This window comes from Burkholderia sp. HI2714, assembly GCF_002223085.1.
In the GTDB taxonomy this organism is placed as follows: domain Bacteria; phylum Pseudomonadota; class Gammaproteobacteria; order Burkholderiales; family Burkholderiaceae; genus Burkholderia; species Burkholderia lata_D.
In genome coordinates this window covers 240,916-266,290 of the sequence record NZ_NKFM01000024.1, presented here as the reverse complement: position 1 = coordinate 266,290, position 25,375 = coordinate 240,916, and the positions used below count along the sequence as shown (strand labels likewise).

Sequence of the window (25,375 nt, the reverse complement as noted above, 5' to 3'; positions counted from 1 at the left end):
CACGATCTGGCCCTTGCAGGAGCCGCACGCGCCGTTCTTGCAGCCGTACGGCAGATGGACGTTCTGGCGCAGCGCGGCCGCCAGCACGGTTTCATCCGACTCGACCTGGAATTGCCGGCCGCTTTGCTTGAGAGTGACGTTGAATGCCATAGAACCAAACTAGAACAAAATGTGGGGACCGTGCATGTCGGGCACGGCAGCTACAATGCAAACCCGTTGCGCGTCGCGCAACGGTGGCTACTGATTTCGCAACCAACATGATCGCGACTCGAATCCTGCGCCGGCCGCGCGCACTGATCGTCGGCTGCGGCGACGTCGGCATGCGCTGCGTCGCGCAATGGCGCGACACGCGCCGCAACCTGCGGATCTTCGCGCTGACAAGCCACCCGGCCCGTCGCGACGAACTGCGCGCCGCGGGTGCAACGCCGATCGTCGGCGACCTCGATCGCCGGGCGACACTCGGCCGCCTCGCGGGTCTGGCCCGCACGATCCTGCATCTCGCACCGCCGCAGTCCGATGGCCGCGACGACCGGCGCACACGTGCGCTGATCGCCGCAACGACCGTGCCTGCGCGACGGCCACCGGTGCCGCCGGCATCGGCGGTGGGCCGGCTCCGAACCCTGCGCACCGCGACCCGACAGGCCGGCGCGCCCGTTCGGGCAGCGCGTATTGTACCCGACGGCCTTCGTGCGCCGAGGCTCGTCTACGCCAGTACGACGGGCGTTTACGGCGATTGCGGCGGCGCGCGCATCGACGAAACGCACCCGCTGCGCCCCGCGAATCCGCGCGCGTTCCGGCGCGTGTCGGCCGAGCGGCAACTGCGTGCCGCGACGGTGCGCGGCGTGCTGTCCGCGCGCATCGTGCGGATTCCCGGGATCTACGCGGCGAACCGTCTGCCGGTCGCACGGCTCGAGCGCGGCACGCCGGCGCTCGAACCGGCCGACGACGTCTACACGAACCACATCCACGCGGACGATCTCGCGGCGATCCTGCGCCGTGCGGCCGAGCGCGGCAAGCCGGCGCGTACCGTGCATGCGTCGGACGACAGCGAACTGCGGATGGGGGAATATTTCGACCGGGTCGCGCAGGTGCTCGGCCTGCCGAAGCCGCCACGCGTGAGCCGCGCGGACGCCGAGCGTCAACTCGAACCGACGCTGCTGTCGTTCATGCGCGAGTCGCGGCGCCTGTCCAACGCACGGCTCAAGGCCGAATTGTGCGTGACGTTGCGCTATCCGACCGTAGATGATTTCCTTCAAACGCTCGCGCCGGGCAGCGCGTCAGGTGAGCGCCGGTAACGCCTCGATCAGCAGGAAGCACAGCAACGCGCCGATCAGCGCACCAATCAGGTTCGGATGATATTTGTGCTTCATGTGCATCGCGGCCAGCAGCCCGCCGATCACGATGACACCGATGACCGCGAACGCGATCATCACGTAAGACAGTTCGAAAGAATGGTTGATGTTCATGATGTCTCCCCCTGCATCGCTGTTCGTACAGCTTGTGATTTCAGTATAGCGGGGGAGGATGCGGTCGAGATGCGGCGGGACGTCGAACGGTCGTGCGGATTTTCCCTTACAGGGTTTTGACCGGATTGCGCAGCGCTGAAAGGTCGGCGTCATCGAGCCATCGCCACGCGCCCGGCGCGAGGTCGGCCGGCAGCGCGAAGCCGCCGATGCTTTCGCGATGCAGCGCTTCGACGCGATTGCTCGCCGCCGCGACCATGCGCTTGACCTGGTGATACTTGCCTTCGAGGACGGTCAGCGCGAGTGCGTGCGGGTCGCGCGCGTCGGCGGCGACCGCCGCGATCGGCTTCGGTTCGCCATGGAGCTGCACGCCGGTGCGCAGCGCGTTCAGCTGCGCGTCGTCGAGCGGGTGGCGCACGGTCGCCACGTAGGTCTTCGGAACCTTGCGCTTCGGCGACGTGTACGCGTGCACGAACTGGCCATCGTCGGACAGCAGCAGCAGGCCCGTCGTGTCCTGGTCGAGACGCCCGACGCACTGCACGCCGCGTGCGACGAGCGGTGCGGGCAGCAGGCTGAACACGCTCGCGTGGTGTTGCGGGTCGCGCGAACACTCGTAGCCGGCCGGCTTGTTGAGCGCGAGATACGCGTGCGCGTGGAACGGCCACGCCGTATCGTCGACCGAGAACACGAGGCCGTCGGTATCGAACGCGGCGTCGGGGTCGGTCGCGCCGGCGCCCGCGACACTGACGCGGCCCGCTTCGATCAGGCCGCGGCACTGGCGGCGCGAGCCGAAGCCCTGGGTGTAGAGAATGCTTTCGAGATCCATAGCGCGCGCATTCTATCAAGCGATGGCGCGCGACCGGCATGAACGCGCATGCGCTGGTAAGCTGCCGGTACGCCGCGCGGGGCGCGGCGCCCGTTCATTCTTCACGGAAAGTCCATGCCTTTTGCTTCGTTCCCGTTCGGCCGCAATGCCGCTGCCGTCATCGTTGCCGCGACCGTCTCGTCGGCGGCGTTCGCGCACGCGCACCTCGCGAAGAGCGATCCGGCGGCGGGCGCGGCGGTGGCTGCCGCCCCGGCCGCCGTCACGATCGACTTCACCGAGCCGCTGGAACCGGCGTTCAGCTCGATCGTCGTCGTGGACAGCGATGGCAAGACGGTGTCGGACGGCCGTGCGCGCATCGACGCGTCGAACCGCAAGCGGATGTCGGTGCCGCTCACGGCGGTCGGCACCGGCGCCTATACGGTGAAATGGGTGGCCGTCGCGACCGACGGGCACCGCACGCAGGGCGCGTACGGCTTCAGCGTGAAGTGACGCAACGGCGGCGGCAGGCCCGTGCCAGGGCTGCCGCCGCGCTTATCCGACAGGGAGTCCCGCATGAATCCGACGACGCTCGACGCACTCGCCGATTTCCCCCGTCAGCTCGAAGCCCATTTCGCGGCCGTCCCCGACGGCTACGCGCGCTGGACGCCCGACGACTGGGCCGGAATGCCGAGCGAGCACTTTTCGCCGCTCGGGCAGCTCTGCCACGTGCGCGACATCGAGATCGACGGCTATCACGTGCGGCTGCGGCGGATGCTCGACGAAGACCGGCCGCTGCTCGTGTCGATCGACGGCGACGCGCTCGCGATCGAGCGCCGCTACAACGACGCGTATGCGTCCGACGTGCTCGCGGCGATCCGCGACGCGCGGCGCGAGACGCTGGACCTCGTGTCGCGCCTCACGCCCGAACAGTTCGCGCGCACCGGGGAATTCGACGGCTACGGGTCGCTGACCGTGCGCGGGCTCGTCCACTACCTGTGCAGCCACGACCAGCAGCATCTGGCCGGCATGCAGTGGCTGCTCGGCAGGATCGACGCGAAGCTGTACGCGCGCTGAGCCGGCGCCGGCATCGGCGCCCGTCAATCAAGGACAGATTCCGGCGCGGTTGTCGGTGCGGCAGGCTGCACTGCCGCGCTTCGATTGGATCGTTTTTCTGGATAATCCATCCAGCTCCGCCCGGCTGACCGGTGCGTCGCGCGTGCCTACACTCCAAGCTTCGTTCAACGAGACAAGGAGTCAACCGTGGCAACTCATACGCTCGCAGACAAGGTCGTCCTGATCGCAGGCGGCGCAAAGAATCTCGGCGGCCTGATCGCGCGGGATCTGGCGAGCCACGGTGCGAAGGCCGTGGCGATTCACTACAACAGCGCCGCATCGCAGGGGCAGGCCGAGGAGACGGCCGCCGCGGTGCGTGCGGCCGGCGCGGAAGCGGCTACGTTCCAGGGCGACCTGACGACGGCCGCCGCGGTCGAGAAGCTGTTCGACGACGCGAAGCAGCGCTTCGGCAAGATCGACATCGCGATCAACACGGTCGGCAAGGTGCTGAAGAAGCCGTTCACCGAGATCAGCGAGGCCGAGTACGACGAGATGTTCGCGGTCAACAGCAAGTCGGCGTTCTTCTTCATCAAGGAAGCGGGGCGGCACCTCGAGGATCACGGCAAGCTCGTCACGCTCGTGACGTCGCTGCTCGGCGCGTTCACGCCGTTCTATGCGGCGTACGAAGGATCGAAGGCGCCGGTCGAGCATTTCACGCGCGCGGCGTCGAAGGAATACGGCGCGCGCGGGATCTCGGTGACGGCCGTCGGGCCGGGCCCGATGGACACGCCGTTCTTCTATCCGGCCGAAGGCGCCGATGCGGTCGCGTACCACAAGACGGCGGCCGCGCTGTCGCCGTTCAGCAAGACGGGTCTGACCGACATCGAGGACGTCGTGCCGTTCATCCGCCATCTCGTCACCGACGGCTGGTGGATCACGGGCCAGACGATCCTGATCAACGGCGGCTACACGACCAAGTAACCGACCCGGCAACGGGCCGCGCGGCGCACCGCAATGGCGCGTTTGCGTGGACAATGGACGGGCGCGCGGCCTCGCGGCTGCGCGCCCGTTTCCTCTGTGCCGCCGGACCTGGCCGCGACGCGCGACGGCTGGCGGTGGCGTTCGTCCGAACCTACGTTCCCTGCCGATGGACAAGCTGGATCAGGTCAGAATCTTCCTGCAGGTTGCCGAGATGGGCAGCTTCATCAAGGCAGCACATGCGCTCGACGTGCCGCGCGCGACCGTGTCGGCGGCCGTCCAGCAACTGGAGACGGGGCTCGGCACGCGTCTCCTGCACCGCACGACACGCCAGGTGCAGCTGACCGCCGACGGCGCGCTGCTGCTCGAACGCGGCCGGCGCCTGCTCGCGGAGGCCGATGAACTCGACCGCCTGTTCCGCCGCCGCGACCGCGACGTGATCGGCCGGCTGAACGTCGACGTGCCGAGCCGGATCGCGCGCCGCATGGTGGCGCCCGCGCTGCCGTCGCTGTTTCACCGTTACCCGAAGTTGCAACTGTCGCTCGGCTCGACCGATCGTTCGATCGACCTGGTGCAGGAGGGCGTCGACTGCGCGATTCGTGTGGGGCGGCTCGCGGACAGCAGCCTCGTCGTGCGGCCGCTCGGGCAGTTCACGCTGATCAACTGCGCGAGCCCCGACTACCTGCGCGAATGCGGCGTGCCCGAGCATCCGGATGCGCTCGCGCACGGACACTGGGCGATCGGCTATGCGTCGCCGACGACCGGGCGCGAACTCGACTGGGAATACTGCGTGGACGGCCAGCGGCACACGCTCATGCTGCCGAGCCGGGTGATCGTCAACAATGCCGAAACCTATATCGCCAGCTGCATCGCCGGGATGGGGCTGATCCAGATTCCGCGCTTCGACGTCCAGCATCTGCTCGACAGCGGCGCACTCGTTGACGTGCTGCCCGGCCACCGCGCCGCACCGATGGACGTGTCGGCCGTGTACCCGCACCGGCGCCATCGTTCGCGCCGGCTCAATGCCTTCATCGAATGGTTCGGCGAACTGATGGCGAGCGCGCTGACGCATGGCAGCGAGGGGGCGGAGGGCGACTGACCGGCACGGCCGGATCGCGTCACGTGCCGTCGGGCCTGTTTCAGCCAGGCAGCACCGCGAACTGGCGGCTGCGGCCGGTTTCCCGCACCGCATCGATCAACGCCGCGCCGGCGCCGTCCGGTTTCGCCGCGAACGCGTAGAAACGCGCGGCCGGCAGCGCCGGCAGGCCGTCGTGCGGGCCGCATTCGCGCAGGCCGTCGCGCAGCTGGCTGCGCGCCAGTGCGGTGACCGCGAAGCCCGCGAGCGCGGCCGACACGCAGCCGGCCATGCTGCTGCTCTCGAACAGCACGCGAAACGGCCGCAGCGCAGCGGCGAGTGCCGCGACGGCGGCTTCGCGATAGACGCATGGCTGCGGAAACAGCGCGAGCGGCACGTCGCCGCTGGCGTCGAGCGTGCGATCCGACGCGAACGCCCACACGAGCGGTTCTTCCCACAGCAGTTCGCCCGGCGTGTCGACCTGCCGGCACTGCTTGCCGAACACGACGTCGAGCCGGCCGAGCGTCTGCTCGCGCAGCAGCGACGCGGTGATCCCCACCTTCAACTCGATCGACGTGCGCGGGTGGCGGTCGCGGAACGTGCGCAGCACGTGCGGCAGCCACGCACCCGCGAAATCTTCCGATGCGCCGACCCGCAGCGGCCCGTGCGCCGGCGCGCCGCGCAGCCTCGCGCGCACTTCGCGCTCCATGTCGACGATGTTGCGCGCGTACGCGTACAGCGTGTCGCCGGCCGGCGTGAGCGCGATGCGACGGGTGGTGCGCGCGAGCAGCACCGTGCCGGCCGCCTGTTCGAGCCGCTTGATGTGGCCGCTGACGGCGGACGGCGTCAGCGCGAGCCGTTCCGCGGCCGGCGCGAACCCGCGGCTGTCGACGACTTCGAGGAAGGTGCGCAGCAGCGTGATGTCGAGCGAGGTCGACGCGGGATCGGTCAGCGGTTCCATGGATCAATTCAACGCAATACTCGAAGAATGAACAATGATACGCCGTGAATCGTGATGAAAGGCCGGCCTACCATCGTGCATTCGGATCGATCCAACGGAGTGCACGATGACGACCTATGCGCATGCGACGACCGCGTCGCTCGACATTGCCTATCTCGAGTGGAACCCGCGCGGCGAGCGCGTGGCCGTGCTGCTGCACGGCTGGCCGGACAGCCCGGCCGGCTGGGACGCGGTGGCGGCGATGCTCGCCGCGCGCGGCTACCGCGTGCTCGCGCCCGCGCTGCGCGGTTTTGCGCCGACCCGCTTTCGCGACGCATCCGTGCCGCGCAGCGGCCAGCTCGCGGCGCTCGGGCGCGACCTGCTCGACTTCGTCGATGCGCTCGGCATCGAGCGGCCCGTGCTGGTCGGGCACGACTGGGGTGCGCGGGCGGCCGCGAACGCGTGCGGGCTGCGCGACGGCGCCGCATCGCATCTCGTGATGCTGTCGGTCGGGTACGGCACCAACGATCCGGGGCAGCCGCTGTCGCTGCAGCAGGCGCGCAACTACTGGTATCACTGGTTCATGGCGACGCCGCGTGGCGAGCAGGCGTTGCGCGACGATCGCCGCGCGTTTGCCCGCATGATGTGGGACACGTGGTCACCGCCGGGCTGGTATCGCGACAGCGATTTCGAGGCGGCCGCCGCCGCGTTCGACGGGCCAGACTGGATCGACGTCGTGCTGCATTCGTACCGGCATCGATGGGGATTCGTACCGGGCACGCCGGCCTATGCCGACGACGATGCGCGGCTGAATCCCGCGCCGGTGCTGGCGTTGCCGACACTCGTGCTGCACGGCGGCGCGGACACCTGCAATCATCCGGACGGTTCGGCCGGGCGCGAGCGGTTCTTTGCAGGGCGCTACGCGCGGCAGGTGCTGGACGGCGTCGGCCACTTTCCGCAGCGTGAGGCGCCGGCGGCGGTCGCCGACGCGATCCTCGGGTTCTGCGAGCCAGGCTGAGGCGCGCCGGCGTGGCCGGCGCACGGTGGATCAGCCGCCGACGCGGGCCGCGAGCAGGTCGGCGAGGCCGATGTTCCTGAACATCTCGCGGCGAATCCGATCGCCGACGCGGAACACTTCCTCCGCGCCGTCCTGCGACGGATCGACGAACACGCGGTACGGGCGCTTGCCGGCCGGGGCGGCGACGATGTCGGCAATCGCCGTCGCGACGGTGCCCGCATCGGCGTCCGCCGGTTCGAGCGCGGCGAGGCCTTGAAGCGCCTGCTCGGCGACACCCGCATAGGGGCCGTCGACGTAGGCGGCCTGAATGGCCGTGTCGGCCGGCTTGCCTGCGTGGGCGAAGTGATTCGTGCCCTGGGTGAACGCGCCCGGCACGACGATCGACGTCTCGATCCCCCAGCGGGCCAGTTCGGCCGCATAGGACACCGCGAGCGAATCCATCGCAGCTTTCGCGGCGAAGTAGGGCGCGAGGAACGGCGGCGTACCGCCGCGCGCGGACGACGACGACACCCAGGCGAGCAGCCCGCGCCCCTGGCGGCGCAAGTGCGGCAGCGCCGCGCGGTTGACGCGCTGGGTCGACACGACGTTGATGTCGTAGAGCTGGGCGATCTGCTCGGGCGTGAACGCTTCGGCCGGGCCGAACACCATGTGGCCGGCGTTGTGGACGATGACGTCGAGGCGGCCGTTGTCCGCGATCACGCGATCGATGGCGGCACCGACGGACGCGTCGTCGCCGACGTCGAGCTCGACGGTGCGCAGGTCGACGCCGTGTTCCTGCGCGTAGGCGGCGATGGCGGCGACGCGCGGCGCGTTGCGGCCGGTACTTTCGCGCATCGACGCGTAGACGGTATGACCGGCGAGGGCGAGCGCCTGGGCCGTCAGCAGGCCGAAGCCGCTGGACGCGCCCGTGACGAGAATGACTTCCTTCATGAGCGATCTCCTGGCGGAAAGATGGGGGCGGCAGCGAGCGGTCCGTCAGCACATGCCGCCGTTGGCGCGCAGGATCTGACCGTTGATCCACGCGCCGTCCGGGCCGGCGAGGAAGGCGACGACGCGCGCAATGTCGTCGGGCTGGCCGAGCCGCTCGAGCGGATTGAGCTTCGCGAGCCGGTCGACGAGTTCGGGGCTCTTGCCCGCGAGGAACAGCTCGGTCGCGACCGGTCCCGGCGCGACGGCATTCACGCGGACGCCTCGCCCGCGCATTTCCTGCGAGAGCACCTGCGTGAGGCTTTCGACCGCGGCCTTGCTCGCGACGTACAGGCCGTAAGACGGCATGCGCATGCCGATCACGCTGGTCGACAGGTTGATGATGCGTCCGCCGTCGCGCACGTGCTTCGCCGCTTCGCGACAGACGTTGAACGTGCCTTTCACGTTGATGGCGAGCGTTTCGTCGAGCACCGCGTCATCGAACTCGGCGATCGCGGCGAGCTTCATGACGCCCGCTGAATTGACCACCACGTCGAGTCCGCCGAACGTGTCGCGCGCCGTATCGAACAGCGCGGCCACGGCGGCGGGATCGGCGACGTTCGCTTGCACTGCGACGGCCTGGCCTCCGTCGCCGATGATCGCATCGACGACTTCGCGCGCCGGCCCGGCGCCGCCGGCATAGTTGACGACGACCCGGAAGCCGTCCCGGGCGAGACGACGGGCGATTTCCGCGCCGATGCCGCGCGACGAGCCCGTGACGAGGGCGACCTGTTCCGATGTGCTCATGTCCTGCTCCTTGGTTCGTGAGTGCCGTGCGATCCGGCGACAGGACCAATGTAGGCTTCCTCGATCAATAAAAATAATGAATAATGATCAGATCAAGAATGACTGAAAGTATGTCTCATGGCATTCGACAGCAGGCTTTTGAGCGGGATCGGCGTGCTCTCGGCGGTGATCGAGGCCGGCACCTTCGCGCGTGCCGGCGAGGCGATGGGGTTGACGCAGCCCGCGGTGAGCCGTGCCGTTGCCCGGCTGGAAGAGCGCGTCGGCATCCGGATCTTCAACCGCACGGCGCGCGCGATCACGCTGACCGACGAAGGGCGGCGCTTCTATGAGGCGGTCGCGCCGCTGCTGGCCGGCATCGAGGACGCGGCGATCGACGCCGGACAATCGAAGGCGCGTGTCAGGGGGCGGCTGCGCGTCAATGTCGACGCGACTTTCGGCCATTACGTGCTGGCGCCGAAGATGGCGGAGTTTCTCGACCGCTTTCCCGACCTGTCCGTCGAGATCAGCGTGCGCGACCGGATGGGCGACCTCGTTGCCGACGGGTTCGACGTGGCGGTGCGGTTCGGCATTCCGGAGCCGTCGTCATACCGTGCGCGGCTGCTGCTGGAAACGCGCGTGCTCACCTGCGCGTCGGCGGCCTATGTCGCGCGTCACGGCGAACCGCGGCACCCCCGGGATCTCGCGAGCGGGCATCGCTGCGTGCTGATCCGCGATCCGGTGACGGGGCGGCCGTTCGAATGGGCGTTTCATCGCGGCAAGGAGGTGGTGCCGTTCGATGCCGCCGGCCGGCTGATGGTCAACGACACGGGCATGCTGCTCGGCGCGTGCCTGGGCGGCGCGGGGATTGCCCAGCTGCTGGAACTCTATGCGCGCGACATCCTCGCCGACGGGCGGCTGGTGCAGTTGCTGCCGGAATGGGCAGACGAGACGTTTCCGCTCTACGCGTATCACCACGCGTCCAACCTCGTTTCCGCGAAGGTGCGCGTGTTTCTCGATTTCGTGCGGGCGTTGATGGCCTGAGCCTGAGCTCGACGACATGCCGCTGGCGGCCCTCCCGTCCATTCATTCGGTGCGATGCGGAATGCTGTCCGGGAACGGGTAGGGCGCGTGCGGGCCCGGCCAGTCAGGCACCGGCGGCGCGGTCAGTACGTCGCAGCCGGCCAGCATGAGCGACAGCGCCACGGCGAGCGCGCGGCGGCAGAGCGGAGATGAAATCGTGCGCATGGACATGGCGTGCCTCCGTGCCGCGCATCTTCATGATGCTTGGACTGTTGCGCGGGGGCACGCGTTGCGGCGCGCACGGCAAAAACAAAAAACCCGCGAAGCGGCGAGCTTGCGCGGGTTTCGGGAGGCGCAGCGCTTCACGCTGCGAGAATGCTGGTGCCCAGGGCCGGAATCGAACCGGCACGCCTTGCGGCGGGGGATTTTGAGTCCCCTGCGTCTACCAATTTCACCACCTGGGCTTGAACCTGGCCGCGCATGTGATGGTGCGCGGCGAAACGCGGATTATGTCCGAAATCCCGCCGCCGGGCAAGCTGCCCGGTTGCGGGTCGTGTTCGTCACTGACTGAGGTAGACGAACCGGCCCTGCTTGACGATCCCCATCACGCTCGCGCGCTGGTCGAGTCCCACATGATCCTTGTCGCTCGTGTTGACGACGCCGTTCGGCACGACGAGCTCGTGCGCGCGCTCCAGCTCGCGTCGCAGCGCCGCGCGGAACGCGGGCGTGCCGGGCTGCGCGGCCTTCAGCGCGCGGCCGACCCCATCGGCGAGGCGCGGGTAGACGCCCGCCGCGTCGCCCGCGAACTGCGTGACCGTGCCGGCGCCGTACTTCGCCTCGTACGCGTCGACGAACGCGAGCGCGGCCTTGCGGGCCGGATGATCGGCCGGCAGCGTGCGCGCGACGACCACCGGCTGGGTCGGGAACAGCGTCCCGTCGACGTCCTTGCCGCCCAGCTTGATGAATTCCGGCGTCGCGATCCCGTGCGTCTGGTAGATCGGACCCTTGTACCCGCGTTCGATCAGCGTGCGCTGCGGCAGCACGGCCGGCGTGCCCGAGCCCGCGATCAGGATCGCGTCGGGCTTCGCCGCGATCAGCTTCAGCGCCTGGCCCGTGACGCTCGCGTCGGTGCGGTTGAAGCGCTCGGTCGCGATGACGCGGATCTTGCGCAGTTCCGCGAAGCGCGTGAACTCGTTCAGCCAGCTGTCGCCGTAGCTGTCGGCGAAGCCGATGAAGCCGACCGTCTTCACGCCGTGATTCGCCATATGGCGCGTCATCACGTCGGCCATCGCGCGGTCGCTCTGCGCCATCTTGAACGCCCAGGTCCGCGCGCCTTCCTGCGGCTCGACGATCGCACCGGAGCCGACCAGCGTGATCATTGGCGTCTGCCCGGCGGCCACCGCATCGAGCGCCGCGAGCGCGGCCGGCGTGATGTTCGGCCCGACCACGACGTCGACGTGATCCTCGTCGACCAGCTTGCGGATGTTGCGCACCGCGGTGCCCGGGTCGGACGCATCGTCGAGCACCGTCACCTGCACCGGTTGCCCGGCGATCGTCTTCGGCCACATCAGGATCGCGTTCTTGCTCGTGATGCCGATCGCGGCGGCCGGGCCGGTCGACGACAGGTCGACACCGACCTTCAGGTCGGCATGCGCGGCGGCGCAGGCCAGTACGAGGGCGGCGCCGGCAGCGTGGCGCAGGAGGGCGGGAAGCGTCATGCGGAATTCTCCGTCGGACAGCAAAAAGGGGCGCGATGTGCGCCGCCGTGTTTATACACGCCGCTCAGAGTTCGTACGATTCGGATTCGCCCTTGAGCGCCTGTTCGATCAGCTTGCGGTTCAGCGTAGGCGACAGCAGTTCGACCAGCGTATACACATAGCTGCGCAGGTAGGCGCCCTGCTTGAGCGCGACGCGCGTCACGTTGCTGCCGAACAGGTGGCCGACCGGGATCAGCCGCAGGTTGCGGTCGCGCTCGGGATTGAACGCGATGTCGGCCATGATGCCGACGCCGAGGCCGAGCTCGACGTAGGTCTTGATCACGTCGGCGTCGATTGCCTCGAGCACGATGTCCGGCGACAGCCCACGCAGTGCGAACGCATGGTTGATCTTCTTGCGGCCCGCGAACGCATCGTCGTACGTGATCAGCGGGTACTGCGCGAGGTCGTCGAGCGTGACCGGCTTGCGTTCGAGCAGCGGATGGTCGGCCGGCACGACGGCCGCGTGGTGCCACTGGAAGCAGGGCAGCGACACGAGTTCCTTGTAGTCGGAGATCGCCTCGGTCGCGATCGCGAGATCGGCCTGGTCGTGGATCACCATCTCGGCCACCTGCGTCGGGCTGCCCTGCAGGATCGACAGATGGACCTTCGGGAAGCGCTTCTTGAACTCGGCGATCGCGGCCGGCAGCGAGTAGCGGGCCTGCGTGTGGGTCGCGGCGATGGTCAGGTTGCCCTGATCCTGTGCCGCATAATCTTTCCCGACCCTTTTAAGGCTTTCAACCTCCTGAAGAATCCGTTCGACCGACGCGAGGATGATCCTGCCCGGCTCGGTGAGCGAGCGCACGCGCTTGCCGTGCCGCGTGAAGATCTCCACGCCGAGCTCGTCCTCGAGCTCGATGATCGCCTTCGATACCCCCGGTTGCGACGTGTAGAGCGCCTTGGCGGCCTCGGTGAGGTTGAAATTCTGCCGGACGGCCTCGCGCACGAAGCGAAATTGGTGCAGGTTCATTTATAACCCTTCCGCATATCAACAGAATTTTTTAGTCGTTTGAAATATAAGGCGAGTTTATTACGATTCACCGGAGTTTTTCAAATATGGATATCTGTTTTCGTCATTAGCAATCCAGCCGGGCAGCGGAAGGCCGGCGATAGCGGCGGAACGGAGATTCGGGCGCGACGTGGCTAGGACGTCGCGCGGTCACCACGAAAACCCTGGGGTCCCCGAATGTATCAGTACGACCAATACGACCAGACGATCGTCGACGAGCGTGTCGCGCAGTACCGCGATCAGGTGCGCCGCCGGCTGTCGGGCGAGTTGAGCGAAGAAGAGTTCCGTCCGCTGCGCCTGCAGAACGGCTTGTACATGCAGCGCCACGCGTACATGCACCGCATCGCGATTCCGTACGGCAACCTGCGCAGCGACCAGCTCCGGATGCTGGCCCGCATCGCCCGCGAACACGACCGCGGCTACGGTCACTTCTCGACCCGCTCGAACATCCAGTTCAACTGGATCAAGCTGGAAGAAACGCCCGAGATTCTCGCGAAGCTCGCGTCGGTACAGATGCACGGTATCCAGACGTCGGGCAACTGCATCCGCAACATCACGGCCGACCAGTTCGCCGGCGTCGCGCAGGACGAAGAGATCGATCCGCGTCCGTGGTCGGAAATCCTGCGTCAATGGTCGACGTTCCATCCCGAATTCGCATGGCTGCCGCGCAAGTTCAAGATCGCGGTGTCGGGCTCGAAGGACGACCGCGCGGCCGTGCAGATTCACGACCTCGGCGTGTACCTGAAGAAGAACGCGCAGGGCGAAGTGGTCGCGAGCATCCTCGCGGGCGGCGGCCTCGGCCGGACGCCGATCATCGGCGCGGTGATCAAGGAAGACCTGCCGTGGCAGCACCTGCTCACCTACTGCGAAGCCGTGCTGCGCGTGTACAACCGCTACGGCCGCCGCGACAACCTGTACAAGGCGCGCATCAAGATCCTCGTGAAGGCGCTGTCGCCCGCGAAGTTCGCGCAGCAGGTCGAGGAAGAGTGGCAGCACCTGAAGGACGGCCCGTCGACGCTTACGCAGGCGGAAGTCGACCGCGTGTCGCAGTACTTCCAGCCGCCCGTCTACGAGAAGCTGGCCGATACCGACGCATCGTTCGAACAGCACCTGCTCGAGAACAAGGCGTTCGCGCGCTGGGTCGAGCGTAACGTTGCCCCGCACAAGGTGGCCGGCTATGCCGCCGTCACGCTGTCGCTGAAGGATCACCGTGTCGCACCGGGCGATGCGACCGACCAGCAGATGGATTTGGTGGCCGACTGGGCCGATGCTTACTCGTTCGGCGAGTTGCGCGTGTCGCACGAGCAGAACCTGATTCTCGCGAACGTGAAGAAGCGCGACCTGTTTGCCGTGTGGGAAAAGGCGAAGGCAGCCGGTTTCGCGACGCCGAACATCGGCCTGCTGACCGACATCATCGCGTGCCCGGGCGGCGACTTCTGCTCGCTCGCGAACGCGAAGTCGATCCCGATCGCGCTGGCGATCCAGCAGCGTTTCGACGATCTCGACTATGTGTACGACCTCGGCGACCTGTCGCTGAACATTTCCGGTTGCATGAACTCGTGCGGTCACCACCACGTCGGCAACATCGGCATCCTCGGCGTCGACAAGGACGGCGCCGAGTGGTACCAGGTGTCGCTCGGCGGCGAGCAGGGCACGGGCCGGAACGGCGCGCGCCTCGGCCGCGTGATCGGGCCGTCGTTCTCGGCGGAAGAAGTGCCCGACGTGATCGCGAAGCTGATCGACACGTTCGTCGAATCGCGCGTCGACGGCGAGCGTTTCGTCGACACGTACGATCGCATCGGCATCGCGCCGTTCAAGGAGCGCGTGTATGCGGCGCGCCAGGCAGTGAACGCGTAACCAACCGGGTAGAAGGAATTAGCAGATGGCTTCGATTATCAAGAACCGCGCAGTGATCGACGATGCATGGCAGGTCGTGCGCGCGGCGGAAGACGGTGCACTGCCCGCGGTCGACGCGTTGCCGGCCGGCAAGGTGCTGGTGCCGTTCGCGTTGTGGCAGGCCGAGCGCGCGGCGCTCGTCGCCGCGAAGACGAAGGACGAGCTCGGCGTGTGGCTCGCACCGGACAGCGAGCCGGCCGACCTCGTGGCCGACTTTGGCGCGATTTCTCTGATCGCGGTCGACTTCCCGCGCTTCGCGGACGGCCGCGGCTACAGCATCGCGCGCCTGCTGCGCGAGCGCCATGGCTGGACGGGTGAACTGCGCGCGATCGGCGACGTGCTGCGCGACCAGTTGCTGTACATGTCGCGTTGCGGCTTCGACGCATACGCGGTGCGCGCCGACAAGGACATCCACGATGCGCTGAATGCGTTCACGGAATTCACGCAGCGTTACCAGGGCGCGTTCGACCAGCCCGAACCGCTGTTCCGCCGCCGCGCCGCGTCGGCAGACGTAGCGACGCCCGACGCGAAGGTGGGCGCATGAGCACCGCCACCGCGCTGACGCCGGAACTCGCCGCGAAGGTCGAGCGCCTCGACGCGCTGCTCGCGCAGATCGGCGCCCGTCACGAGAAGGTGAAGTTCGCGAGCAGCCTCGCGGCGGAAGACATGCTGCTGACGCATGCGATCCTGTCGAAGGGCGTGCGGATCGGCATCTTCTCGCTGAACACGGGCCGCCTGCACGCGGAAACGCTCGGCATGATCGACCGTGTGCGCGAGCGCTACGGCTACGAGATCGAGCAGTTCCATCCGCAGCAGGACGCGGTCGACCAGTATGTCGCCGAGCACGGCCTGAATGCGTTCTACGAGAGCGTCGAGCTGCGCAAGTCGTGCTGTCACATCCGCAAGGTCGAGCCGCTGAATCGTGCGCTCGCGGACGTCGGCGCATGGGTCACCGGCCAGCGCCGCGAGCAGTCGGTCACGCGTGCCGAGCTGCACGAGGAAGAACAGGACGAAGCGCGCGGGATCGCGAAGTACAACCCGCTCGCCGACTGGACTGAAAGCGACGTGTGGGCGTACCTTAATGCGTTTGACGTGCCGGTGAACCCGCTGCATGCGCGCGGCTACCCGAGCATCGGCTGCGAGCCGTGTACGCGGGCGATCCGTCCCGGCGAGGACAGCCGCGCGGGCCGCTGGTGGTGGGAGTCGCGCGATACGAAGGAGTGCGGGCTGCACATCACGACGATCACGCCGATTCCCGCGGATGCCGAAGCCGGCGCCGCGCACTGAAAGCCTGACAAGAAACTGAATATTGCGCCGCCTGCGACAGCGGGCGGCACGAACCCAGAAGAGAAGGACTGAAATCATGAGCACGACGCTCGAGCAATCCGCCTTTGCCCCGCCCGCCGGTGCCGACAGCCGCATGGGCCACCTCGACTGGCTCGAAGCCGAGTCGATCCACATCCTGCGCGAACTGGTCGCCGAATGCAGCAAGCCGGCGCTGTTGTTCTCGGGCGGCAAGGATTCGGTCGTCGTGCTGCATCTGGCACTGAAAGCATTCGGCCTCGGCGCGAACCGCAAGACGACGCTGCCGTTCCCGCTCGTGCACATCGACACGGGCCACAACTACGAAGAAGTGATCGACTTCCGCGATCGCCGCGCGCAAGAACTCGGCGCCGAGCTGGTGGTCGGCCACGTCGAGGATTCGATCAAGCGCGGCACGGTCGTGCTGCGCCGCGAAACCGATTCGCGCAATGCCGCGCAGGCCGTCACGCTGCTCGAGACGATCGAGCAGCACGGCTACACGGCGCTGATCGGCGGCGCACGTCGCGACGAAGAGAAGGCGCGTGCGAAGGAACGCATCTTCTCGTTCCGCGACGAATTCGGCCAGTGGGATCCGAAGGCGCAGCGCCCGGAACTGTGGAGCCTGTACAACGCCCGCCTGCACAAGGGCGAGCACCTGCGCGTGTTCCCGATCTCGAACTGGACCGAGCTCGACGTGTGGCAGTACATCGCGCGCGAAAACCTCGAACTGCCGTCGATCTATTACGCGCACCAGCGCGAGATCGTGCGCCGCAACGGGCTGCTCGTGCCCGTCACGCCGCTCACGCCGATGCGTGACGGCGAGACGAGCGAGCTCGCGCAGGTGCGCTTCCGCACGGTCGGCGACATTTCCTGCACGTGCCCGGTCGAGAGCGACGCGGACGACGTCGAGAAGATCATCGCCGAGACGGCGGTGACCGAGATCACCGAGCGCGGCGCGACCCGGATGGACGACCAGGCCTCCGAAGCCGCGATGGAACAGCGCAAGAAGCAAGGTTATTTCTGAAGCACACGAGGACATTCACATCATGAGCATCATCGAGAACACCGAAGACCTCGGCGTGCTGCGCTTCATTACCGCAGGCAGCGTCGACGACGGCAAGAGCACGCTGATTGGCCGCCTGCTGTACGACAGCAAGGCCGTGCTGTCCGACCAGCTGTCCGCGCTGTCGCGTGCGAAGAACAAGCGCACGGTCGGCGACGAGCTCGATCTCGCGCTGCTGACCGACGGCCTCGAAGCCGAGCGCGAGCAGGGCATCACGATCGACGTCGCGTATCGCTACTTCGCGACCGCGAAGCGCAAGTTCATCATCGCCGATACGCCGGGCCACGAGCAGTACACGCGCAACATGGTGACGGGCGCATCGACCGCGCACGCGGCGATCGTGTTGATCGACGCGACGCGCATCACGGTCGAGAACGGCGTCGTGCAACTCCTGCCGCAGACCAAGCGCCACAGCGCGATCGTGAAGCTGCTCGGGCTGCAGCACGTGATCGTCGCGATCAACAAGATGGACCTGGTCGACTACAGCGAAGCGCGCTTCAACGAGATCCGCGATGCCTACGTCACACTGGCGAAGCAGCTCGGCCTGAGCGACGTGCGCTTCGTGCCGGTGTCGGCGCTGAAGGGCGACAACATCGTCGGCGCGAGCGAGCGCATGCCGTGGTACGCGGGCGAACCGCTGCTCGACGTGCTCGAATCGCTGCCGGTCGAGACGCAGGCGCATGACGCGCTGCGCTTCCCGGTGCAGTGGGTCGCACGCCAGGACGGCAGCTCGGCCGACGATTTCCGTGGCTATATGGGCCGTATCGAGTCGGGCGAAGTGAAGGTCGGTGACGAGATCGTCGTGCTGCCGTCGAACCGCACGGCCACGATCGCCGAGATCGTCGCGCCGGTGCCGGGCGGCACCGCGTCCGTGCCGCACGCGTTCGCGGGCCAGACCGTGACGATCCGCCTCGCGGAAGACGTCGACGTGTCGCGCGGCGACATGTTCGTCACGTCCGCCGAGCCGGTCGAGCCGGCGAAGAAGCTCGAAGCCGATCTGTGCTGGTTCGACGAGACGCCGCTGTCGCCGCAGCGCAAGTACCTGCTGAAGCAGACCACCAGCACGGTGTTCGCGAAGATCGGCGGCGTCAAGCAGGTGCTCGACGTGCACACGCTGTCGCACGCGACCGACCGTCACGATCTGAAGATGAACGACATCGGCCGCGTCGCGCTGACGCTGCAGAAGCCGATCGTTTGCGACACGTACGACGCGCATCCGGGTACCGGTGCGTTCGTGCTGATCGACGAGGCGACGCATCACACGGTCGCCGCAGGAATGATCCGGGCGTTCTCGGCGTAACCGGGCAACCGCGCCGCTTCGCGGCGGCGCGGGCCGGAGCCGACGCCCGCTGGAAGGCGAAGCGACAAACATGGGCAAGGTGTATCTGATCGGAGCAGGGCCGGGCGCGGCCGACCTCATCACGGTGCGCGGCGCGCGGCTGCTGGAGCAGGCGGACGTCGTGCTGCACGACGCGCTCGTCGAGCCCGCGATGCTCGACTACGCGCCGAATGCGCGCCGGATCGCCGTCGGCAAGCGCTGCGGGCAGCGCTCGACCGCGCAGCACTTCATCAACAAGCAGATCGTCGATGCGGCACGCGAGCATGCGTGTGTCGTCCGGCTGAAGGGTGGCGACCCGATGTTGTTCGGTCGTGCCGAAGAGGAGATGCGCGCGCTGGAAGCGGCCGGCATCGACTACGAGGTCGTGCCGGGCATCACCGCGGCGCTGGCCGGGGCGGCGACGCTGAAGCGTTCGCTGACGTTGCGCGGCGTGTCGCGCAGCGTCGCGTTCGCGACCCACAGCCGCGCGCCGGGCAGCGACGAGATTCGCGAAGCCGCGCGCGCCGATTCGATGGTCTATTACATGGGCCGCGACAGCGCGCCCGGCATCGCGCAGGAACTGATCGACGCGGGCCGTGCGCCGGCGACGCCCGTGGCGATCGTCGAGGCGTGCAGCACCGCGCGCGAGCGCACGCTGACGCTGACGCTCGGGCAGATGGCGGCGGGCGACGCGCAGGCGTGGCTCGATCCCGCGGAACCGAGCCTGCTGATGATCGGCGATGCGTTCGCCGAGCGCGCCGGGCAGGCGAAAGCGGGCGATCCGCTGCGAAATGCGGCCTGAGCGGAATCCGGCTGGAGTCCCAAACGAAAAAAGCGCTGGCGGAAGCCGGCGCTTTTTCTTTGTGGGCCGTGACTCGTGATTTACGCGTCGTCGCCGATCTGGTCGATGCAGTAGCGCGCGATCGCGTCGAGCACGCCGTCGTCTTCGCCGACGGCCGTCGCGCAGCGGATCTCGACACCCGGATGCACGGCTCGGCATGCGTCGACGAGCTGCGGCAGGTCGCGGCGCACATGGCCGCCCTGGCCGAAGAACACGGGCACCACGGTGACGTGCGTGCAGCCGGCCGCGACCTGCTCGGCGACGGCGTCGCCGAGCGACGGCGTCATCAGTTCAAGGAACGCGAGCGACACGTGTGCAGCGGGGGAGGGGGCGCCGCGCAGCCGCGCGGCGAGCCGCTCGAACGGCTCGGCCCAGCGCGGGTCACGCGCGCCGTGGCCGAACAGGACGATGCCGTGCGAACTCATGTCGAAGCCTCCGTCGTGACGCGGCGCTCAGTGCCGGTCGACCCACTTGAGCGCGAACAGGCCGAGCGCGAGATAGATCAGGCCGGGCGTCGCCGCGGTGAGCGGCGCGGGCCACGTGTTCAGCGTGCCGATGTGCGAGAACAGCGTATTGAGGAGCTGGAAGCTCATGCCGAGCATGATACCGCCGAACACCTTCACGCCGACCACGCCCGCACGCGTGTGCAGGTACGCGAACGGCAGCGACAGCACGAGCATCACGAACACCGCGAACGGATACAGCAGTTTGCGCCACAGCGCGATGTCGTAGCGCTGCGTGTCCTGCTGGTTCTCGTGCAAATGCTGGATGTAGCGGAACAGGTTGATGATCGACATGCGATCCGGCGACACGAGCAGCACCGACAGGATCTGCGGCGTCAGGTCCGAGCGCAGCCGGTATTCGGGCAGCGAGACCTGCTGCGACCGGTAAACGGGGTTCAGTGCGTCGGCCGGCTGGCCGCTGATCGGCTTGATCGGCGTCAGCTCGGTTTCGTTGACGCCCTTCAGCAGCCAGTGGCCGGGCGGCTCGTAGCGGCCCGTCTGCGCGATCCGCACGTTGCGCAGCTGGAATTTCGAATCGAATTCGTAGATGCGCACGTTGCTGATCGTCGAGTCGGGCGACAGGCTGCCGACGTTGACGAAGCGCGTGACCTGCTCGCCGTTTTCACGGGCTGCGAGCGTGTCCTTCACCCACACGCCCGACTGGAAGTTCGACGACACCGACGCGCCGAGCGCCTGCAGCCGCACGCGTTCGGACAGCTGGTCGGCGTACGGGCCGACGAATTCACCGATCAGGTAGGTGACGATCACGAGCGGCACGCCGATCTTCAGCAGCGAGCGCAGCGCCTGGTTGGTCGCGAGGCCCGACACGCGGAAGATCGTGAATTCCGAGTTCGCGGCCATCTGCGCGAACACGTAGATCGCGCTGATCAGCGCGGCGACCGGGATGATTTCGTAGAAGCGCGACGGGGTCTGCAGCGCGACGCGCAGCACCGCGTAGCCGAACTTGTAGTTGCCGTGCCCGACCGAGTTCAGTTCGCTGATCAGGTCGAAGAAGAAGAACAGGCCCGAGAACGCGAACAGGATGAAGACGAACGTGACGTAGATCTGTCGCGCGAAGTACTTTTCATAGAGCCGCATCGATCATGCTCCCGAGCGGCCGAACAGCGCGCGTGTAAACAGCGGACGATTGCGCACGCGCAACCAGAAGATGAACGCGACGATCACCGCGACGACCAGATGCAGGCCAACGAGCCCGACGCCGAACGACATCTTGCCCTGCTCGATCTGCGACTGCACCACGTTCAGCAGGTTCGAGTACGTGAGGTAGATCAGCACGGCCATCACGAGGTTGATCGTGCGGCTGCGGCGCGGGTTCTGGTACGACAGCGGAATGCCGAGCACCATCAGGTTGATTGCGATCAGCGGCAGCCCCGCGCGCCACGCGAATTCCGCGAGGTTGTCGTTCGTCGGGGTGCGCAGCAGGTCCGGCGTCGGCGTGCTGTTGGTGGTCTGCACGTTGGTGACCGGGGTGCTCGTGATCTTCACGCCGTAGCGCTCGAACTCCATGATCTTGAAGTTCGGCTGGCCGGGCGTGCCGTCGTAGCGGCGGCCGTCCTCCAGGACGACGAAGCGGCTGCCGTCGCGCGTTTCCGTGTGCCCCGTCTGCGACACGACCACGTTGACCTTGCCGTTCTCGGTCGAGGTCACGAACACGTTCTGCACCTTGCTCTGGTCGGGCGTCATCTTCTCGATGAAGAACACGCGGTGGTTCGAGGCCGATTCGCGGAACTGGCCCGGCGCGAGCAGCGAGATCTCGTCGCGCTGCTGGAAGCGCGCCTTGATCATCTTGCTTTGCTGGTTCGACCACGGCCAGCCGACGAACGCGAAGAAGGCGATCAGCAGGATGATCGGCGTGGCGAATACGCCGATCGGCTTGATGAGGCGCGTGAGGCTCACGCCCGACGCGAGCCACACGACCATTTCGGAGTCCCGGTACCACCGGGTCAGCACGAACAGGATCGACACGAACAGCGTGACGACGAGCATCACGGCGAGGTAGCCGATCACGGTGAGGCCGATCAGCACGAGGACGTCCCGCGGGTCGATTTCACCGGACGCGGCGTAGCCGACGATGCGGATCATCATCGTCGTGAGCATGATCGTGAGCAGCACCATGAACACGGCGCCAGCCGTATACGCAAGCTCGCGCTGGAGGGAGCGTTCGAAGATCATTCTTGATGAGAAGAGGGCGGGAGGCTGCGCACGCGTGGTGGAGCGCTCGCGCCGCCACGGGAAAAATAGCGGATAATTGCGGCTTTCATCCTTAGCCCAGATTTTATCCGAGGACAAGCGCGATGGACTTTAGCATAAAAGGCTGTGATTGGAGCAAAGGCGAGGCGAAGGGGTTCCTGACCGGGAAGTCCGATTGCATCGTGCTCGGCATCTTCGAGGCGCAGACCCTGTCGGGCGCGGCGCTCGATATCGACACGGCCACCAAGGGGCTGATTTCGCGCGTGATCAAGGCCGGCGACATGGACGGCAAGCGCGGCAAGACGCTGTTCCTGCACGAAGTGTCGGGCATCGGCGCGTCGCGCGTGCTGCTCGTCGGCCTCGGCAAGCAGGATGCTTTCAATCAGAAAGCCTATAACGATGCCGTGACGGCCGCATGGCGCGCGCTGCTGGCGACCAAGGTCGTCCAGGTCACGTTCACGCTCGCGCAACTGCCGGTCGACGAGCGCAGCTCCGACTGGGGCGTGCGCGCGGCAATCCTCGCGCTGCGCAACGAGACCTACCGCTTCACGCAGATGAAGAGCAAGCCGGAGCCGGCGTCGCACACGCTCAAGCGCGTCGTGTTCAGCGTCGATCCGTCCGACGAAAAGGCCGCGAAGGTCGCGGTCAAGCAGGCCGTTGCGCTCGCGAACGGGATGGATCTCACCCGCGACCTCGGCAACCTGCCGGGCAACGTCTGCACGCCGACCTACCTCGGCAACACCGCGAAGAAGATCGCGAAGGATTGGGGCCTGAAGGCCGAGGTGCTCGGGCTCAAGCAGATCCTGGCGCTGAAGATGGGCTCGTTCCTGTCGGTCGCGCGCGCGTCGGTCGAGCCGCCGCAGTTCATCGTGCTGCACTACCAGGGCGCCGCCGCGAAGGCCGCGCCGGTCGTGCTGGTCGGCAAGGGCATCACGTTCGACACGGGCGGCATCTCGCTGAAGCCGGGCGAGGGCATGGACGAGATGAAGTACGACATGTGCGGCGCGGGTTCCGTGCTGGGCACGATGCGTGCGGTCGCCGAGATGGGCCTGAAGATCAACGTCGTCGCGATCGTGCCGACCTGCGAGAACATGCCGGGCGGCAACGCGACGAAACCGGGCGACATCGTCACCAGCATGAAGGGCCTGACGATCGAGGTGCTGAACACCGACGCCGAAGGCCGTCTGATCCTGTGCGACGCGCTCACGTATGCCGAACGCTTCAAGCCGGCCGCCGTGATCGACGTTGCCACGCTGACGGGCGCGTGCGTGATCGCGCTGGGCGGCCACAACAGCGGCCTGTTCTCGAGCAACGACGCGCTCGCGGGCGAACTGCTCGACGCGTCGCGCGAAGCGAACGACCCGGCATGGCGCATGCCGCTCGACGACGAGTACCAGGACCAGCTGAAGTCGAATTTCGCGGATCTCGCGAACATCGGCGGGCGCCCGGCCGGCGCCGTGACGGCCGCGTGCTTCCTGTCGCGCTTCACCGAGAGCTATCCGTGGGCCCACCTCGATATCGCGGGCACCGCATGGAAGGGTGGTGCGGCGAAGGGTGCGACGGGCCGTCCGGTGCCGTTGCTCGCGCAGTTCCTGATTGACCGCGCCGGCCAGTGATGGCGGTGTGGACGACGCTGCGGGTACGCGGGCAATGACGCGGATCGATTTCCACTCGAACGTCGGCGATTCGCTCGCGTACGCGTGCCGGCTGCTGCGCAAGGCTTACCTGGCCGGGCAGCCGGTCGTCGTGCTCGCCGAGCCCGCGCGCCTGCGCGCGCTCGACGAGCGGCTCTGGACGTTCTCGCCGCTCGATTTCATCCCGCATTGCGGTGTCGACAGCGAGCACGCAGCCGGCACGCCGATCGTGCTGGCCGCGGATCTCGACCGCGCGCCGCATCATCACGTGCTGCTGAACCTCGGCGCAGCCGTGCCCGCGCAGTTCGCCCGTTTCGAGCGCCTGCTCGAAGTGGTCGGCAATGCGCCGGACGAGCTGGCCGCGGGCCGCGACCGCTACCGGTTCTACCGCGACCGCGGCTACGCGCTGAACAACTACAAGCAGGGCAGCTAGCCGCAACCGTCAACGGAGTGTTCCCGTGACCGAAGCCGATTCATCCTCGATCCCGACGCTGACCGACGTGCTGGTGCCGGGCAAGCCGGTGCCGGCGCGCCCGTCCGCGCCCGACGCGCCGCAGCCGCCCGCCGGCGCGGCGATTCCGGTGCTCACCGACGTGGTCGCGCCGCACGCCGCGGAGGCGGCGCCGGCCGGTTCCAGGCAAAGTGAGCTTGACCCCGATTCCGTCGTGGTCGAATGCGTGCCGACGCCGCACGTGCCGGCGGTCGAACTGCCGGGCGACGTGGCGACGGCTGCGGCGGCCGCGATGGGCGAGACCGATGCGCCGGCCCAACCCGGCGCCGTGGAGCACGTGGTCGCCGAAGATTCGGCGGCAATGAGTGCGCCGCTGCAATCGTCGCTGGCCGACGACGAAGTGCCGCTACCCGCGTTCGCAGCGGTGCCGCATGAGGTGGTGGGGCACGCGCGTGAAGCGCACATGCCGGAGGCCGTCGTACCGGCCGCCGCGCTGCAGCCGGAGGCGCAGGGTGCAGCCGGGCTGACACCGGAAGATTCGCAGCACATCGCCGAGCGTCTGCGCAATCGCCTGACGAACTATCTGACGGGGGAAGGGCGCGACGCGATCGAAGCCCGCTGTCGCGACGCGTTGCATGAGCATTCGGCCTGGCTGGTCGGCCAGATCACGCGCGAAGTGGCGCTGGCGCTGGAAACCGAGGTGATGGACTGGGTTCGCGACGCGGTCGACGAAGAGATCGCACGCCGCCGCGCCGGTCATTCCGGCTAAGCACAACGGGCATTCCGGCGAAAACGGGGTGCGATTCCAGTAAAAGCCGGTGACGCTGCCGGCGAGGCATTGCACCGTTAAGCCGGGGCATGTCCGCCGGTCGCTGGAGTCCGGCAGGTTGGCTATTCCGCCCGGGGCGCCCGGTTCAGCGCACCGACAGCACCCATTGCGCGAGCGTGTGGGCTTCGGTGTTCGTCAGTTGCGTATTGGCGGGCATCGGCACGCTGCTCCATACGCCGACGCTGCCTTTCACGATCGATTGGGCAAGGTAGTCGACGGCGTCGCCGCGCGCCGCATACTTGCCGGCGACGTCGCGGAACGACGGGCCCATCAGCGGCTTGCCGATCGCGTGGCAGGCCATGCAGTTCTTGCGCTGAGCCAGCGCGAGCCCGTCGGCCTGGTCGGCGCGCGCCGCTGCCCCGCTGCCGATCAGCAGTGTGGCGAGCAGGACGCGCAATATCGAGTGTTTCATGCGGTTCTCCGCCGGCGGGGACGGCCGGCTACATGGTCCGCGCATTATAGAAGCAAAGGGAAAGCGCGTTTTGCGCGTTCCCCCGGCGGCCATGTTTATCGGGGTCGC

At 67.6% G+C, this 25,375-nt stretch carries 29 protein-coding genes and 1 tRNA gene; 16 read left to right on the top strand and 14 right to left on the bottom strand.

Features of this window, described 5'->3' with window-relative positions; genetic code table 11:
- The coding region (locus CFB82_RS14040; protein WP_143750908.1) for a 2Fe-2S iron-sulfur cluster-binding protein at window positions 1-150 on the bottom strand (150 nt) is incomplete at its 3' end.
- Window positions 151-257: 107 nt separating this feature from the next.
- Between CFB82_RS14040 and CFB82_RS14035 the strand changes: the two genes are divergently transcribed.
- Entirely contained in the window at window positions 258-1,295 is a 1,038-nt protein-coding gene (locus CFB82_RS14035; protein WP_089484447.1) for an NAD-dependent epimerase/dehydratase family protein, read from the top strand.
- On the opposite strand, the gene CFB82_RS14030 is transcribed toward CFB82_RS14035, so the two are convergent.
- Both CFB82_RS14030 and CFB82_RS14025 read right to left on the bottom strand, forming a co-directional pair.
- A complete protein-coding gene (locus tag CFB82_RS14030) occupies window positions 1,278-1,466 on the bottom strand; it encodes a hypothetical protein (RefSeq protein ID WP_069248647.1) in 189 nt (62 codons plus the stop codon). The genes CFB82_RS14035 and CFB82_RS14030 overlap by 18 nt on opposite strands.
- 106 nt (window positions 1,467-1,572) lie before the next feature.
- Window positions 1,573-2,289 (bottom strand): pseudouridine synthase, encoded by a 717-nt coding sequence (locus tag CFB82_RS14025; protein ID WP_089484446.1) that lies wholly within the window; start codon window positions 2,287-2,289, stop codon window positions 1,573-1,575.
- A gap of 114 nt (window positions 2,290-2,403) precedes the next feature.
- Here CFB82_RS14025 and copC point away from each other — a divergent pair, with 114 nt between their 5' ends.
- From copC to CFB82_RS14005, 4 genes are all read left to right on the top strand, one after another.
- A complete protein-coding gene (gene copC / locus CFB82_RS14020) occupies window positions 2,404-2,778 on the top strand; it encodes a copper homeostasis periplasmic binding protein CopC (protein WP_069248645.1) in 375 nt (124 codons plus the stop codon).
- Between the two features lie 63 nt (window positions 2,779-2,841).
- A complete protein-coding gene (locus CFB82_RS14015; protein ID WP_089484445.1) occupies window positions 2,842-3,342 on the top strand; it encodes a DinB family protein in 501 nt (166 codons plus the stop codon).
- 186 nt (window positions 3,343-3,528) lie between these two features.
- On the top strand, window positions 3,529-4,302 hold the full coding sequence (locus tag CFB82_RS14010) for an SDR family oxidoreductase (RefSeq protein ID WP_089484444.1): 774 nt from the start codon (window positions 3,529-3,531) through the stop codon (window positions 4,300-4,302).
- A gap of 166 nt (window positions 4,303-4,468) precedes the next feature.
- The gene (locus CFB82_RS14005; protein WP_089484443.1) at window positions 4,469-5,398 is read left to right on the top strand and encodes a LysR family transcriptional regulator; all 930 of its coding nucleotides are present in this window, start codon (window positions 4,469-4,471) and stop codon (window positions 5,396-5,398) included.
- A gap of 40 nt (window positions 5,399-5,438) precedes the next feature.
- Here the strand turns inward: CFB82_RS14005 and CFB82_RS14000 are convergent, their stop codons facing one another.
- On the bottom strand, window positions 5,439-6,335 hold the full coding sequence (locus CFB82_RS14000) for a LysR family transcriptional regulator (RefSeq protein ID WP_089484442.1): 897 nt from the start codon (window positions 6,333-6,335) through the stop codon (window positions 5,439-5,441).
- Window positions 6,336-6,441: 106 nt separating this feature from the next.
- On the opposite strand from CFB82_RS14000, the gene CFB82_RS13995 reads away from it, so the two are divergent.
- On the top strand, window positions 6,442-7,332 hold the full coding sequence (locus CFB82_RS13995; RefSeq protein WP_089484441.1) for an alpha/beta fold hydrolase: 891 nt from the start codon (window positions 6,442-6,444) through the stop codon (window positions 7,330-7,332).
- Window positions 7,333-7,362: 30 nt separating this feature from the next.
- Here the strand turns inward: CFB82_RS13995 and CFB82_RS13990 are convergent, their stop codons facing one another.
- The gene (locus tag CFB82_RS13990; protein WP_089484440.1) at window positions 7,363-8,262 is read right to left on the bottom strand and encodes an SDR family oxidoreductase; all 900 of its coding nucleotides are present in this window, start codon (window positions 8,260-8,262) and stop codon (window positions 7,363-7,365) included.
- Window positions 8,263-8,307: 45 nt separating this feature from the next.
- The gene (locus CFB82_RS13985) at window positions 8,308-9,045 is read right to left on the bottom strand and encodes an SDR family oxidoreductase (protein ID WP_089484439.1); all 738 of its coding nucleotides are present in this window, start codon (window positions 9,043-9,045) and stop codon (window positions 8,308-8,310) included.
- A 117-nt stretch (window positions 9,046-9,162) separates the two neighbouring features.
- Here CFB82_RS13985 and CFB82_RS13980 point away from each other — a divergent pair, with 117 nt between their 5' ends.
- Window positions 9,163-10,065 carry a LysR family transcriptional regulator gene (locus tag CFB82_RS13980; protein WP_089484438.1) on the top strand — a complete coding sequence of 301 codons (903 nt, stop codon included), beginning with the start codon at window positions 9,163-9,165 and terminating at the stop codon, window positions 10,063-10,065.
- A gap of 42 nt (window positions 10,066-10,107) precedes the next feature.
- On the opposite strand, the gene CFB82_RS43220 is transcribed toward CFB82_RS13980, so the two are convergent.
- From CFB82_RS43220 to CFB82_RS13965, 4 genes are all read right to left on the bottom strand, one after another.
- Window positions 10,108-10,275, bottom strand: coding sequence for a hypothetical protein (locus CFB82_RS43220; protein WP_174951220.1), 168 nt, complete (start codon window positions 10,273-10,275; stop codon window positions 10,108-10,110).
- Window positions 10,276-10,423: 148 nt separating this feature from the next.
- Window positions 10,424-10,508 (bottom strand) — tRNA-Leu (locus tag CFB82_RS13975).
- A gap of 96 nt (window positions 10,509-10,604) precedes the next feature.
- Window positions 10,605-11,762 carry an ABC transporter substrate-binding protein gene (locus CFB82_RS13970; RefSeq protein WP_089484437.1) on the bottom strand — a complete coding sequence of 386 codons (1,158 nt, stop codon included), beginning with the start codon at window positions 11,760-11,762 and terminating at the stop codon, window positions 10,605-10,607.
- Between the two features lie 64 nt (window positions 11,763-11,826).
- Window positions 11,827-12,768: a CysB family HTH-type transcriptional regulator gene (locus tag CFB82_RS13965; RefSeq protein WP_014896306.1), complete on the bottom strand. Its 942-nt coding sequence runs from the start codon at window positions 12,766-12,768 to the stop codon at window positions 11,827-11,829.
- A gap of 216 nt (window positions 12,769-12,984) precedes the next feature.
- Between CFB82_RS13965 and CFB82_RS13960 the strand changes: the two genes are divergently transcribed.
- From CFB82_RS13960 to cobA, 6 genes are all read left to right on the top strand, one after another.
- Window positions 12,985-14,664: a nitrite/sulfite reductase gene (locus CFB82_RS13960; protein ID WP_069248635.1), complete on the top strand. Its 1,680-nt coding sequence runs from the start codon at window positions 12,985-12,987 to the stop codon at window positions 14,662-14,664.
- A gap of 25 nt (window positions 14,665-14,689) precedes the next feature.
- Window positions 14,690-15,247, top strand: coding sequence for a DUF934 domain-containing protein (locus tag CFB82_RS13955; protein ID WP_069248634.1), 558 nt, complete (start codon window positions 14,690-14,692; stop codon window positions 15,245-15,247).
- On the top strand, window positions 15,244-15,990 hold the full coding sequence (locus CFB82_RS13950) for a phosphoadenylyl-sulfate reductase (protein WP_089484436.1): 747 nt from the start codon (window positions 15,244-15,246) through the stop codon (window positions 15,988-15,990). The genes CFB82_RS13955 and CFB82_RS13950 overlap by 4 nt, the downstream gene beginning before the upstream one ends.
- A gap of 76 nt (window positions 15,991-16,066) precedes the next feature.
- Window positions 16,067-17,029, top strand: a complete 963-nt coding sequence (gene cysD / locus CFB82_RS13945; protein WP_059576774.1) for a sulfate adenylyltransferase subunit CysD — start codon at window positions 16,067-16,069, stop codon at window positions 17,027-17,029.
- Window positions 17,030-17,051: 22 nt separating this feature from the next.
- A complete protein-coding gene (locus tag CFB82_RS13940) occupies window positions 17,052-18,368 on the top strand; it encodes a sulfate adenylyltransferase subunit 1 (RefSeq protein ID WP_069248632.1) in 1,317 nt (438 codons plus the stop codon).
- A 70-nt stretch (window positions 18,369-18,438) separates the two neighbouring features.
- Window positions 18,439-19,188, top strand: a complete 750-nt coding sequence (gene cobA, locus CFB82_RS13935; protein ID WP_069248631.1) for a uroporphyrinogen-III C-methyltransferase — start codon at window positions 18,439-18,441, stop codon at window positions 19,186-19,188.
- 80 nt (window positions 19,189-19,268) lie between these two features.
- Here the strand turns inward: cobA and CFB82_RS13930 are convergent, their stop codons facing one another.
- The 3 genes from CFB82_RS13930 to lptF are packed head-to-tail and all read right to left on the bottom strand — an operon-like array spanning window position 19,269 to window position 21,923.
- Complete coding sequence (locus tag CFB82_RS13930) at window positions 19,269-19,652, bottom strand: sirohydrochlorin chelatase (RefSeq protein ID WP_089484435.1); 384 nt, start codon at window positions 19,650-19,652, stop codon at window positions 19,269-19,271.
- Between the two features lie 27 nt (window positions 19,653-19,679).
- A complete protein-coding gene (gene lptG / locus CFB82_RS13925; protein WP_089446233.1) occupies window positions 19,680-20,828 on the bottom strand; it encodes an LPS export ABC transporter permease LptG in 1,149 nt (382 codons plus the stop codon).
- A gap of 3 nt (window positions 20,829-20,831) precedes the next feature.
- A complete protein-coding gene (gene lptF, locus CFB82_RS13920) occupies window positions 20,832-21,923 on the bottom strand; it encodes an LPS export ABC transporter permease LptF (RefSeq protein WP_069248628.1) in 1,092 nt (363 codons plus the stop codon).
- Between the two features lie 122 nt (window positions 21,924-22,045).
- Between lptF and CFB82_RS13915 the strand changes: the two genes are divergently transcribed.
- From CFB82_RS13915 to CFB82_RS13905, 3 genes are read left to right on the top strand one after another with little or no spacing between them, the layout of a single operon-like run.
- A complete protein-coding gene (locus CFB82_RS13915) occupies window positions 22,046-23,557 on the top strand; it encodes a leucyl aminopeptidase (protein ID WP_089484434.1) in 1,512 nt (503 codons plus the stop codon).
- A 34-nt stretch (window positions 23,558-23,591) separates the two neighbouring features.
- Window positions 23,592-24,008, top strand: a complete 417-nt coding sequence (locus CFB82_RS13910; RefSeq protein WP_039368072.1) for a DNA polymerase III subunit chi — start codon at window positions 23,592-23,594, stop codon at window positions 24,006-24,008.
- Window positions 24,009-24,033: 25 nt separating this feature from the next.
- Window positions 24,034-24,795, top strand: coding sequence for a DUF2486 family protein (locus CFB82_RS13905; RefSeq protein ID WP_089484433.1), 762 nt, complete (start codon window positions 24,034-24,036; stop codon window positions 24,793-24,795).
- A 145-nt stretch (window positions 24,796-24,940) separates the two neighbouring features.
- Here CFB82_RS13905 and CFB82_RS13900 read toward each other — a convergent pair whose 3' ends face one another.
- A complete protein-coding gene (locus CFB82_RS13900; protein WP_089484432.1) occupies window positions 24,941-25,267 on the bottom strand; it encodes a c-type cytochrome in 327 nt (108 codons plus the stop codon).
- Window positions 25,268-25,375: the final 108 nt, after the last annotated feature.